The sequence below is a fragment of the Neorhizobium sp. SHOUNA12A genome, assembly GCF_023006505.1.
Lineage (GTDB): Bacteria > Pseudomonadota > Alphaproteobacteria > Rhizobiales > Rhizobiaceae > Neorhizobium.
This window is the reverse complement of record NZ_JALBGV010000042.1, coordinates 1-12,345: the sequence shown is the minus strand read 5'-3', so window position 1 is coordinate 12,345 and position 12,345 is coordinate 1. Positions and strand designations below refer to the sequence as shown.

Below are 12,345 nucleotides of genomic sequence, written 5' to 3'. Positions count from 1 at the left end.
TTTTAATAATTGACAATAACACTCATGTTTTCTAATGGCATGAATAAGGCATTTCCTGCCTCCCGCCACATTCTTGCCAGAATTGAAAAAGGGCCGCCGCCTTTCCGGTGCGTTCGCGCGTGCCGACGGTTTCGTGTGCCCTGTTGAAAGGACAGTCATGGTCACGCGACGTCTGCGATCCACCCTTGCCACCTGCACCGCGCTCGCGGTGTTTTCCCTCGCCTGCGGCGCGGCCGCCCAGCAGGCCGCACAGCCCCAGACGGACACGACGCTGAAGCCGATCGTGCTCAAGGGGAAACGGGTGAAGGCGGGCAGCCTAGCCGCAGACACGCCGCTTGCGAGCCAGACCACGGCGGAAGATATCCGCAAGCGGGATATCGTAAACCTGCAGGACCTGGGGAGAACCACCGAAGCGGGCGTTGACTATGTCGATACCAAGCCCGGAAAGCCCGGCGGTCTCTTCCTTCGCGGTCTTGGCGGCGCTCGCGTCGTGACCCTCGTCGATGGCATCCCGATCCAGTATTTCGAGAACTTCGCCCGTGAAGGCCAGGCGACGACCAGCCTGAGCAGCACGAATTCCACCTTCGACTTCTCCTCCCTCGCGACAGTGAACGTGGTACGCGGCGCCGATTCGAGCCGCATCGGCTCTGGCGCCCTCGGCGGCGCTCTGGTTCTGCGCACGCTGGAGCCGGAAGACCTGATTGGTCCGGACAAAGATTGGGGTGGCGTCGTAAAGGCAGATACCTCCAGCGAAGATCGCAGCGTCGGTGGTTCGCTCGCCGTCGCCAAGAAGATAGAAAACACCTCCATCCTTTTCCAGGGCGCCTACAAGCGCGGACTTGAGCGTGACAATCGTGGCGTCCGCGATATCGACGGATCCGCCCGGACGGTTCCCAACCCCTCCGAGACGGATCAGAGCAACCTGATGTTCAAGATTCGCCATGACATCGAGGGCGGGCATCGCATCGGGATCACAGCGGAACGGTTCCTGTCGAAAAGCGACACCGACCTGAGGACGCTGTGGGGCGGCACCGCTGCCACATCTTACCTTACCGGTGAATATAGCGGCGACGAAAGAAGAGAGCGCGACCGCGTGTCCCTCGACTACGAATACGAGGCGCCGGAAGCCGGCTCCCCGATCAGCCGCGCCAACCTCTCTCTCTACTGGCAGCGCCTTGCGCAGGAGTCCGGCTCAGGCAGCCTGCGGAACAACGGCACTACCTATATCCGCCATGACAGCATGCAGAACAACGCCTACGGCATCATTGGCGGACTGGAATCGGATTTCTCGACCGGAGGCATCGACCATACCGTTCGCTTCGGTGGCGCCGCATCGCTGCAGTACTTCAACGAATATCTTTATGCCAATACGGCGGGTTCTACCGCGGCTTCCGAATCCGATATGCCGGACGTCACGGGCAAGTCACTGGGTCTTTATCTCGAAGACCAGATGTCTTTCGGCAACAGCAGTTTCACGCTGACGCCAGGCATCCGCTTCGACGCTTACGATTTTGATCCGGATCCGTTGCTGTCGGGCAATGCCGGCTACAGCAGCCCGATTGGATATCCGAGCGGCACCAATGGTTCGCAGTTCTCCCCGAAGCTGTTGGCGACATACGACCTGACGCCGGAAGTTCAGCTTTTCGCGCAGTGGTCCATGGCCTATCGCGCCCCGACGATGAACGAACTCTACCTGATGTTCTCGAACATAGCCACGGCGGGTTATATCGTCGTGGGCAACCCCACCCTCAAGGCTGAAACCAGCAACGGCTTCGAAATCGGCGCGACCTACCAGGATGCCGACCTGACCGGCAAGCTCACCCTGTTCCATAACAGGTACAAGAACTTCATCGATCAGGTTGTCGAGAGCACGACATTGTGGGCATCTCCCGCCCCGCCATTCGGGCCAGGTACCATCAACACCTATCGCAACCGCGGCAATGTGGAGATTTCCGGCGTCGAGGCAAAGGTGCGCAAGGAATTCGCAAACGGCTTCTACACGCATGGTTCGCTCGCCTATGCCTTCGGCAGGGATACCAGGACGAACGAGTACATCCGCACGATCGCACCGTTCAAAGCCATCGTCGGCGTCGGTTACAATCAGGAAACATGGGGCACAGAGCTGACCGGAATCTTCTCCACCGGCATGCGTCCAGACGGCCAGACCAATACCTTCGAGGCGCCCGGTTACGGTATTGCCAACCTCACGGGCTGGTGGGAGCCGGAACAGACCAAGGGGCTTCGCATTCAGGCCGGCGTCTATAACATCTTCGACACGCGCTACTACAACGCGGTCGGTGTTCGCGGCGTGAACCCGACTACCGCAAGCAGCACCAACCAGCCGGTTGCCTTTTATTCGGAACCGGGCCGGTCGTTCAAACTCTCTCTAACCCAGCGGTTCTGAACCAATACATCGGCGGGGCCGCCTGAGAGGTGGTGCGAGCGATCGTGCCGCCCTTTTCCTTGTGCACGCTCCGGGCGGCTATCCGGTTGCGGCTATTCACATAGCCTTTCCTTCGCTAACCATAACCGCAAGGACATGTTTGATCCGAAAGCACTTGGGGGAGCGAAGCTATGGCAGAGGTCAGATCCGACATCGAAATCGCACGCGCCGCGAAAAAGAAGCCGATCACGGAGATCGGCGCGAAGCTCGGCATCCCGGTCGAGGCGCTCGCTCCCTATGGCCACGACAAGGCGAAGGTCGGGGCGGAGTTCATCGCGTCGCTTTCGGGAAAGAAGGATGGCAAGCTGATCCTCGTCACCGCCATCAACCCGACGCCAGCGGGCGAGGGGAAGACGACCACCACCGTCGGCCTCGGTGACGGGCTGAACCGGATCGGAAAGAGGGCCGTCATCTGCGTGCGCGAGCCTTCGCTCGGCCCCTGTTTCGGGGTCAAGGGTGGAGCGGCCGGCGGCGGGTATGCGCAGGTCATTCCGATGGAAGACATCAACCTGCATTTCACCGGCGATTTCCACGCCATCACGTCTGCCCATAACCTGCTGTCGACGATGATCGACAACCATATCTACTGGGGCAATGCCGAGAACATGGATACAAGGCGAATCAGCTGGCGGCGGGTGATGGACATGAACGACCGGGCGCTGCGCCAGACGGTCGTATCGCTCGGCGGCGTCGCCAACGGTTTTCCACGCGAGAGCGGCTTCGATATCACCGTCGCCTCGGAAGTGATGGCGATCCTGTGCCTGGCCGCCGACCTCAAGGACCTCGAAAGGCGGCTCGGCGACATCGTCATCGGTTACCGGTTCGACCGCTCGCCGGTGTTTGCCCGCGACCTCAAGGCCGACAAGGCGATGACGGTACTGTTGAAGGACGCGATGCAGCCGAACCTGGTGCAGACGCTCGAAAACAATCCGGCCTTTGTGCATGGCGGGCCGTTCGCCAATATCGCCCATGGCTGCAATTCGGTGATCGCCACGCGCACGGCGCTGAAGCTCGGCGACTATGTGGTGACGGAAGCGGGTTTCGGGGCCGATCTCGGCGCCGAAAAATTCTTCGACATCAAGTGCCGCAAGGCGGGGCTGAAGCCGAATGCGGCCGTCATCGTCGCCACCGTGCGGGCATTGAAGATGAACGGCGGGGTGAAAAAAGAGGATCTGGGCCAGGAGAATGTCGAGGCGCTGAAGCGGGGTGCTGCCAATCTCGGCCGCCATATCGCCAATGTGCGGAAATTCGGCGTGCCGGTGGTCGTCGCCATCAACCATTTCACCTCGGATACGGAGGATGAGATCGCCGCCGTCAAGGACTACGCAGCGCGGCACGGCGCCGATGGCATTGTCTGCCGGCATTGGGCGGAAGGGTCCGCCGGCATCGAGGAGCTTGCCCTCAAGGTGGTCGAGCTTGCCGAGGGCGGCCAGGCGAAATTCCAGCCGCTCTATCCCGATCACCTGCCGCTCCTCGAAAAGATCGAGATCATCGCCTCGAAGATCTATCATGCCGGCGAAGTCACCACCGACCGGGGCGTGCGCGACCAGCTGAAGGCCTGGGAGGAGCAGGGTTACGGCGACCTGCCGATCTGCATCGCCAAGACGCAATATTCCTTCTCGACCGACCCCGCCTTGCGCGGTGCGCCGGAGGGTCACATCGTGCATGTGCGCGAAGTGCGGCTTTCGGCCGGCGCCGGTTTTGTCGTCGCTATCACCGGCGAGATCATGACCATGCCCGGTCTGCCGCGCGTGCCGTCCGCGGAACGCATCTTTCTGAACGAGGATGGTTTCGTGGAGGGGTTGTTCTGAGGGCTTGAGCGCTCGAGCCGCCTTGTGTTAAAGCTCGTCCGTCGAAAAAGGCAGGGCCGGATATGGTAAGCACGGCCCCTTCCGCAAGGAAGCTCTGATCCTTCGGTCCACCGTTGAGAACCCGCGACGAGAAACGGCACATCCCGTGCCGCTCTCGGCGGATTCTCGTGGCCTTTTCCGCGTCGCGTTCCGCCGGGGTAACCTTGCGAGAAAACGATGCGTATGAACCATATCGATATCCACGTGCCCGACGTTGCGGTAACCACTGCCTTCCTCGTCCGGCATTTCGGCCTGACTCTGCGTGAGACGCGCGGTGGGAACGGCCTTGCCATCCTCAACGACGATGCCGGCCTCGAAATCGTCGTCAGCCACCCGGTCGAAAAATTCGGCGGGGCCGAGCAGCAGGCGCTCGGGGTCGTCACCTACCATCTCGGTTTCATCCAGCCGGAGAAAGCCGAGGTCGACAGGCTCTACCGGGAATTGAAGGACGGTGATGCCGAGCTGGTGGGGGAGCCGCGGGAGATGCGCGGCGGGTACCTCTTCTACTGCCTGGCGCCCGGCCGGGTGATGATCGAGGTGGGGTGGCGGGGTTAGAGGTTTGGCTTGTTCCTCGGCCGCGTCCAGGGCGGTATTGGGAGGAGCGGAGACAGCGCGGCATATGTCCTTCTCCCCGCTTGCGGGGAGAAGGTGCCGGCAGGCGGATGAGGGGCCGCTATCCCTCGGCTGCCGGCATGAATTTCAGATCCGGCGCATCCTCAGGTTCATTCAACCTGCCCTCCAGAATCGCGACAATGGTCTCCAGCACAGACTCCATTTCAGTCAGCACCGCCACATTCCAGAACCGGGCGACCGACCATCCCTCGGCATTCATGAAACGATCCCGCTGCCTGTCGTAGTCGCTATTGGCGTGTTGGCTTCCGTCTATCTCGATGACCAGCTTTCGGTCCCGGCAAGCAAAATCCGCAAAGTAGCGACCGATCGGAAGCTGCCGGACGAACTTGAATCCGTTCAGTCGCCGGGCGCGCAACTCTTCCCAAAGCTTTGCCTCCGAAACGTTGTCGGAACGGCGCAACGAGCGGGCACGAGTAGTCGTGTTTGTTTTTGGTCCCCGCATCGCAAGTTGCCCCTCATCCGCCTGCCAGCACCTTCTCCCCGTTGAAACGGGGAGAAGGAAATATGCCGCGCCGCCGTCTCAATCTCAACATCTGCGTGGCCGGAATGCGCGCTATGCGTGCGTTATGGCGGGCGGCAGACGGCCTACCGGCAATACCGATATCCGTTCTTCCGCTCTAGCACGTCGAGATGCAGATGGTTCTGGTGGGCGGCGTCGCTGCCTGGTGACAGGACGGTGGTGAAGTGGAGGCAGGCGCCGGCAGTGGCGGTGCGCTGGAAGGCGCCTTCCATGGTCGAGTCCTCGGTCCTCGGCTTCATCTCCAACTTCTCGCCGTTATCGAGCTTGAACGCGGCGACGTCGAAGGCGTTGCCGCGGGCATGTTCGGAAATCTTGCCCGTCGAGGCGCTGTTGCGCAGGCGGCAGGCATAGGTGGAGCCGGGCACGAGGCCGGTGATCCTGCGGCCAGGCATGGCGATATTGAGCGCCGGCTGGACGGTGTCCTTCAGCCAGTGCGCCAGACTGACCGCCGTCTTGCAGCGCATCGTCGCACCGCCGACCTCGACCCCCGGCAGCACTGTGGCAACGTCGATAGGGCTCTCTATGCCGCAGCCATTGCCCTCGTCGATCGGATCGGTGGCTTCGAATTTCGCGCCGAGCGAGGTGAGTTCGGCAAGGCAGGCCTTCAGCTCTTCGGGGTCTTCCTTGACAAGCGGCGGTGGCGGAGGTGGCGGAGGGGCTTCGGCCTTCTGCTCGTCCGGTTGCTTGCCGTCTTCCTTGCCGTCCGGCTTGGTTTCGCTCGGCTTGGTCTCCTCCGGCTTTGCCGCATCCGTTTTGGGCGTCGCCGCCTGGCCAGGTTTGTCAGTCGGCTGCGCCTCGGCGGCCGTGGCGCCCGGCTTTGGCAGGGGCTTCGGAACTTCGGCCTCGTGTGCCGGCTCGGAAGCGGTACCGGGCTGCTCGACAACGGGCGGCTTTTCAGGATTTTCGGCCGGATTTTCGCTCAACCGGTTCTGCGCCACGGGTGCCGGTGCCTCGGGAACGGCGGGCTTTTCGGCGGGGCGTTCCGCTTGTTGAAGCGCCTCGGTCGGCTTCTGCACCTCTTCGACGGGCTTCGGGATCGGTAGGGGAACGTTTTTCAGCGCCGGCGGTTCGGGAATTGCAGCGCGTCCCTGTGATCGCGGGGACGCGCGGCGGCGAGGCGCGCGATCGCGCGATCCGTCCTGCAGGAGGCGGGTCAGGAAGTTCACCTCCACGACGCCGGGCGGGACGTTGGAGTGTTGCGGTATCGGTCTTTCGGGCGGCAACCCGGCTCCGATGATCAGGGGCAGGCCTGCCAGAATTGCGATCCACGGATGCTGCATGCCGTATCCTTCTCGGCTGCGTTTCTTCGATCCTTGCGGGACGCTAAACGCCTCGCTCCGGTTTTGGTCGCATCGCAGCGCCAGAATTCTGTTTCCGGCTCGTGGAAATTTGCTTGCGCGGCTCGAAAACCCCAGCTAACAATTCGGCCCATGATGAACTTGATGAACATCGCTAACTGGTGGCCGGCACGCTCAACGCGGCCTTGACCAGTCATGTCCATCGACAAGACCACAAGCCGCCCGGAACCCGAGGCGGCTTTTTTGTTATCCGCCGCAGGCACCCGGGCAAAGACATTGGAGAGGCAGGACAATGGTAACGATCATTCGGGATGACGGTTCGGAGGTCTACGAGACGAGGGGCGGGATTGCGGTCAGCCGCCAGCGGCGCGCAGCACCTTATGCGGATGCGATCTCCTCCTATGTCGACAGGCTCGACGAGCGGCGCGGCGCGGTGTTTTCCTCCAATTACGAATATCCGGGCCGTTATACCCGCTGGGATACGGCGATCGCCGATCCGCCACTCGGGATCTCCTCGAATGGCCGCAGGGTGTGGATCGAAGCCTTCAACGGTCGCGGCGAGGTGCTGCTCGGTTTCGTCGCGGATAAGCTGAAGACGGTGGCCGAGCTGACGCTTGGGGAGCGCACGGATCGGCGCCTCGACCTCACCGTCAACGAGCCGACACGCGTGTTCACCGAGGAAGAGCGCTCGAAGATGCCGACGGTGTTTTCCGTGCTGCGGGCAATCGTCGACTTGTTCCATTCGGAAGCGGATTCGGCGATCGGCCTGTTCGGCGCCTTTGGTTACGACATCGCCTTCCAGTTCGACGCGATCAAGCTTTCGATGCAGCGGCCGGAAGACCAGCGCGACATGGTTCTGTTCCTGCCCGATGAAATTCTCGTCGTCGACCATCATGCCGCCAAGGCCTGGATCGACCGCTACGACTTTTCCAAGGATGGCGTGACCACCGAGGGCAAGGACCAGGAGATCGCACCCGATCCCTTCCAGCGCAATGATACGATACCGCCGAAGGGCGACCACCGGCCCGGCGAATATGCGGCCCTCGTCACCAAGGCGAAAGAAAGTTTCCGCCGCGGCGACCTGTTCGAAGTGGTGCCGGGGCAGAAGTTCATGGAGCGCTGCGACTCGAAGCCTTCGGAAATCTCCAACCGGCTGAAGGCGATCAACCCGTCGCCCTATTCCTTCTTCATCAATCTCGGCCACCAGGAATATCTGGTCGGCGCCTCGCCGGAAATGTTCGTGCGGGTGTCGGGCCGGCGTATCGAGACCTGCCCGATTTCGGGCACGATCAAGCGCGGCGAAGATCCGATCGCCGACTCGGAACAGATCCTCAAGCTCCTGAATTCCAAGAAGGACGAGTCCGAACTCACCATGTGCTCGGATGTCGACCGCAACGACAAATCCCGCGTGTGCGAGCCGGGTTCGGTGAAGGTGATCGGCCGCCGGCAGATCGAGATGTATTCGCGGCTCATCCACACCGTCGACCATATCGAAGGGCGTCTGCGGCCCGACATGGACGCGTTCGACGGTTTTCTCAGCCACGCCTGGGCCGTCACCGTCACCGGCGCCCCGAAACTGTGGGCTATGCGCTTCATCGAGAACCACGAAAAGAGCCCGCGCGCCTGGTATGGCGGGGCGATCGGCATGGTCGGCTTCAACGGCGACATGAATACGGGGCTGACGCTGCGCACCATCCGCATCAAGGACGGCATTGCCGAAGTGCGCGCCGGAGCGACGCTGCTCAACGACAGCGATCCGAACGAGGAAGAGGCTGAAACCGAACTGAAGGCGTCCGCCATGCTGACAGCGATCCGTGATGCAAAGGCCGGCAATGCGGCGAAGGCCGGCCGCGATGTGGCGCGGGTGGGGCAGGGGGTAAAAATCCTGCTCGTCGACCACGAGGACAGTTTTGTCCATACGCTCGCCAATTACTTCCGCCAGACGGGGGCTACGGTGTCGACCGTGCGTACGCCGGTGCCGGAAGAGGTGTTCGACCGCTTCGATCCGGACCTCGTCGTGCTTTCGCCCGGGCCCGGCAATCCGAAGGATTTCGACTGCAAGGCGACGATCAAACTGGCTCGCTCGAAAGGCCTGCCGATCTTCGGCGTCTGCCTCGGCCTGCAGGCGCTGGCCGAAGCCTATGGCGGCGAATTGAGGCACCTGGCGGTGCCGATGCACGGCAAGCCGTCGCGCATCCGCGTCCTGGAGCCGGGTATCGTCTTTTCGGGGCTCGCGAAGGAAGTGACCGTCGGGCGTTACCACTCGATCTTTGCCGATCCGAAGACGCTGCATCCGGATTTCATGATCACCGCCGAAAGCGAAGACGGCACGATCATGGGCATCGAACACGTCAAGGAGCCGGTGGCGGCCGTGCAGTTCCACCCGGAATCGATCATGACGCTCGGCGGCGATGCCGGCATGCGGATGATCGAAAACGTCGTGGCACATCTGTCGCGGCGGGCAAAGACCAAGGCGGCGTAAGGTGTCGGCCGAAACCATCGCGATCGACTCTATCCGCGAGGACCATATCGAAAGCTTCCACAAGGCGCTCGACACGGTCTCGCGTGAGCGGAAATATCTGACCTTCCTGGAGGCGCCGCCGCTCGAAAGCGTGCGGACATTCGTGCTCGACATGATCGAGAACGGCCATCCGCAGGTCGTCGCCGTTGCCGGCAGCGACGTGGTCGGCTGGTGCGACATCCGCCGGTATCCCCAGCCGACACATGCCCATTGCGGCACGCTCGGCATGGGCATCATCCCCGGCTATCGCGAAAAGGGGCTCGGCACGCGGCTGATCCGCGCCGCGGTCGGGCAGGCCCGAGACCGCGGCTTCCACCGCGTCGAGTTGCATGTGCACGCCGACAACCTGCGGGCCATCGCGCTCTATGAAAAGGTAGGCTTCGTGCGCGAGGGCGTGGCGCGCGACGCGGTGAGGATCGACGGGCGGTATATCGACAGCATCGGGATGGCGGTGGTGTTCGGGTGAGCCGAACTTCAGAGGACCGGCAGGCATAAGCTGGCAGGGTCAAGAGGCTGAAACTCTCCCGATTTCCGTTGGTATCTCTCCGTGATACCTTTGAGAAGTTCAGCCCCGGCACAGGAGACCGTTATGAGCGTCAGCAACCTTCCGCCGATCCATCCTGGCGAGATCCTGCGTGATCTCTATCTCGAGCCGCTGGAGATGACGCCCTATGCGCTGGCCAAGAAGCTCAATGTCCCACGCACCCGCATCGAGCGGATCGTGGCGCAGAAGACCGGGATCACCTCCGATACTGCCTTGCGGCTGGCCAAATTTTTCAGGACCTCTCCGGAGTTCTGGCTGAACCTGCAGAACAGTTTCGATCTCAAGATTGAGGCGGAAAACCTCAAGGGCGAGCTTGATCATATTCCGGAATACGAAGCAGCTGCGTAATAGCCTTTCCCATGCGCAGATCGTGTCGATCTGACTAACTCGGGATCATTCAGCGGCACCCGCGAGCAACGAAGTTTCCGGTGTCGCCGGCAGCTTCTCGCACCTCTCTGCAAACAGCTTCTCGCTCAAAAAATCGACCAGCACCCGCACTTTCGGCGACAGGTGCCGACTGGAGGGCCAGAGGAGGTGGAACTGGCCGGGGGCGTTGAGGTGTTCGTCGAGGATCGTCCGCAGTCGGCCGTCGGCGACGGGTGCCCTTGCCAGGAAATCCGGCATGCAGCCGATGCCGAGGCCGGCGATGACCGTGTGGCGCAGCGCCTCCATGTTGTTGCAGGTGAGCGCCGTGCGCAGGTGCGGCTCGGCGCCTTCGGGCGGCAGGGTGATCGGCAAATCCTGGATCTTGCGGCTGTTCGGATAGCGGAAACGGATCGCCAGATGGCCGTCGAGCTCGCGCGGGCATTCGGGAGTGCCGTGGCGTTCCAGGTAGGAAGGCGCGGCGCAGAGAAGCATCTGGAAAGGCCTGAGTGTCCGTGACATCAGCCGCGAGTCCGGCAGGTTGCCGCTGCGGATCGCCACGTCGACCTCTTCGTCGATCAGGTCGACGACCCGGTCGTTGAAATCGAGATCGAGTTCGATCTCGGGGTAACGCTCGACGAATTCCGGCAGCACCGGCAGCAGAAGATGATAGGTGACGATCGGCACGCTGACCCTGAGTTTTCCGCGCGGCACGGCGATGGCGCTTGCAAGCGAGGCTTCGGCATCGTTCAGGTCGTCCAGCACGCGACGGCAGCGTTCGTGGAACAGCCGGCCTTCTTCGGTCAGGCGCAAGCTGCGCGTCGAGCGCTGGAAAAGCCGGACGCCGACATCCTTTTCGAGATTGGTGACGGCCTTGCCGACCGCCGAAGCCGAAAGGCCGAGCACTCGGCCGGCTGCGACGAAACTGCCGAGATCAGCGGTGCGCACGAAGGCCGTCAGTCCACCCAGGCGATCCATAACCATCTCCCATTCGAGCGTTTTCTTCCGTCATATAAGGAACAGACGGAGGATTTTCTAATCATTGTGTCAAAACTATCTTGTGTTGGTCAATCGATACCCTTCCGGCCGGATCGGTTTGGGTGACGGCTTCTCCCAGGCCGCCAGCCTTTCTTTTTGCTCCAACACAGCGGAATCTCGGATATGAGAGACAACACACATGCTGCAACGGCGGCCGGACGGCTGTTCGTTCTGTTCGCAGTCTGCTGCGCGGCGGCCGCTATGCCGCTCACCTTCACCGGCACGGCCGTCGGCCTGCCCGCCATCAGCCGTGCGCTCGGCGGCAGCCCGATTGCCCTCAACTGGGCCACCAATGCCTTCATGCTTTCCTTCGGCAGCACCCTGATGGCCGCCGGCGCGCTCGCCGACAGTTATGGGCGCAAGCGAATTTTCCTGAGCGGCCTCGGTATCTTCGCGCTGTTTTCGATCGGTCTCGCCTTCGCGGGCGATATCGTCTGGTTCGATGTGCTGCGGGCGCTGCAGGGCATCGGCGCGGCAGCCGCCTTTTCCGGCGGCATGGCGTCGCTCGCGCAGGAATTCGACGGCACGGCACGGCTCAGGGCTTTCAGCATCGTCGGCGCCAGTTTTGGCATCGGGCTCGCCTTCGGGCCGATCGCATCGGGATGGATGATCGCCATGTTCGGCTGGCCGGCAATCTTCTTGCTGGTCGTCGCGCTGGCGGCGGTGGCACTGATACTCGGCGCAATCTTCATGCGGGAATCGCGCGATCCCGATGCTTCCGGTCTCGACTGGAAGGGAGCGCTCAGTTTCACCGCGGCGCTGACCGCTCTGACTTTCGGCGTGCTCCAGGCGCCGGAAAGCGGCTGGGGCGACCCGCTTGTCATCGTCATGCTTCTGGTAGCCGTCCTGGTTTTCCTCGCCTTCGTGCTGATCGAACGGACCGTGGCGCGGCCGATGCTCGACCTCACGCTGTTCCGTTATCCGCGTTTCGTCGGCGTGCAATTGCTGGCAGCGGCGCCGGCCTATGCATTCGTGGTGCTGCTCATCCTCCTGCCGGTGCGGTTCATCGGCATCGAGGGCATGGACGAGATCGCCGGCGGGCGGATGATGATCGCGCTGTCCGGGCCGCTCCTCGTCCTGCCGATCGCCGCCGGACTGCTGACGCGCTGGTTCGCGCCGGCGACGATTTGTGGCG

General features: G+C 62.4%; 11 protein-coding genes. 7 read left to right on the top strand and 4 right to left on the bottom strand.

Annotation, left to right across the window (positions count from 1 at the left end; genetic code table 11):
- Nucleotides 1-157 precede the first annotated feature (157 nt).
- From MOV63_RS18775 to MOV63_RS18765, 3 genes are all read left to right on the top strand, one after another.
- The gene (locus tag MOV63_RS18775; protein ID WP_247035643.1) at nucleotides 158-2,404 is read left to right on the top strand and encodes a TonB-dependent hemoglobin/transferrin/lactoferrin family receptor; all 2,247 of its coding nucleotides are present in this window, start codon (nucleotides 158-160) and stop codon (nucleotides 2,402-2,404) included.
- 170 nt (nucleotides 2,405-2,574) lie between these two features.
- Nucleotides 2,575-4,254 (top strand): formate--tetrahydrofolate ligase, encoded by a 1,680-nt coding sequence (locus MOV63_RS18770; protein ID WP_247035641.1) that lies wholly within the window; start codon nucleotides 2,575-2,577, stop codon nucleotides 4,252-4,254.
- 216 nt (nucleotides 4,255-4,470) lie between these two features.
- Entirely contained in the window at nucleotides 4,471-4,848 is a 378-nt protein-coding gene (locus MOV63_RS18765; protein ID WP_247035631.1) for a VOC family protein, read from the top strand.
- 118 nt (nucleotides 4,849-4,966) lie between these two features.
- On the opposite strand, the gene MOV63_RS18760 is transcribed toward MOV63_RS18765, so the two are convergent.
- From MOV63_RS18760 to MOV63_RS18750, 3 genes are all read right to left on the bottom strand, one after another.
- Nucleotides 4,967-5,368, bottom strand: coding sequence for an endonuclease domain-containing protein (locus MOV63_RS18760; RefSeq protein ID WP_247035629.1), 402 nt, complete (start codon nucleotides 5,366-5,368; stop codon nucleotides 4,967-4,969).
- A 143-nt stretch (nucleotides 5,369-5,511) separates the two neighbouring features.
- Nucleotides 5,512-6,726, bottom strand: a complete 1,215-nt coding sequence (locus MOV63_RS18755) for an extensin family protein (protein WP_247035627.1) — start codon at nucleotides 6,724-6,726, stop codon at nucleotides 5,512-5,514.
- On the bottom strand, nucleotides 6,684-7,037 hold the full coding sequence (locus tag MOV63_RS18750; protein ID WP_247035625.1) for a hypothetical protein: 354 nt from the start codon (nucleotides 7,035-7,037) through the stop codon (nucleotides 6,684-6,686). The genes MOV63_RS18755 and MOV63_RS18750 overlap by 43 nt, the downstream gene beginning before the upstream one ends.
- Between MOV63_RS18750 and MOV63_RS18745 the strand changes: the two genes are divergently transcribed.
- From MOV63_RS18745 to MOV63_RS18735, 3 genes are all read left to right on the top strand, one after another.
- Nucleotides 7,037-9,226, top strand: coding sequence for an anthranilate synthase (locus tag MOV63_RS18745; protein WP_247035623.1), 2,190 nt, complete (start codon nucleotides 7,037-7,039; stop codon nucleotides 9,224-9,226). The two genes, MOV63_RS18750 and MOV63_RS18745, sit on opposite strands and share 1 nt — an antisense overlap.
- 1 nt (nucleotide 9,227) lies before the next feature.
- The gene (locus MOV63_RS18740) at nucleotides 9,228-9,731 is read left to right on the top strand and encodes a GNAT family N-acetyltransferase (protein WP_247035622.1); all 504 of its coding nucleotides are present in this window, start codon (nucleotides 9,228-9,230) and stop codon (nucleotides 9,729-9,731) included.
- A gap of 123 nt (nucleotides 9,732-9,854) precedes the next feature.
- Nucleotides 9,855-10,157, top strand: a complete 303-nt coding sequence (locus MOV63_RS18735) for a HigA family addiction module antitoxin (RefSeq protein ID WP_247035621.1) — start codon at nucleotides 9,855-9,857, stop codon at nucleotides 10,155-10,157.
- A gap of 45 nt (nucleotides 10,158-10,202) precedes the next feature.
- On the opposite strand, the gene MOV63_RS18730 is transcribed toward MOV63_RS18735, so the two are convergent.
- Nucleotides 10,203-11,150, bottom strand: coding sequence for a LysR substrate-binding domain-containing protein (locus MOV63_RS18730; protein ID WP_247035616.1), 948 nt, complete (start codon nucleotides 11,148-11,150; stop codon nucleotides 10,203-10,205).
- A 183-nt stretch (nucleotides 11,151-11,333) separates the two neighbouring features.
- Here MOV63_RS18730 and MOV63_RS18725 point away from each other — a divergent pair.
- Nucleotides 11,334-12,345 (top strand): MFS transporter (locus tag MOV63_RS18725; RefSeq protein ID WP_247035614.1); only part of this gene is annotated, 1,012 nt, incomplete at its 3' end.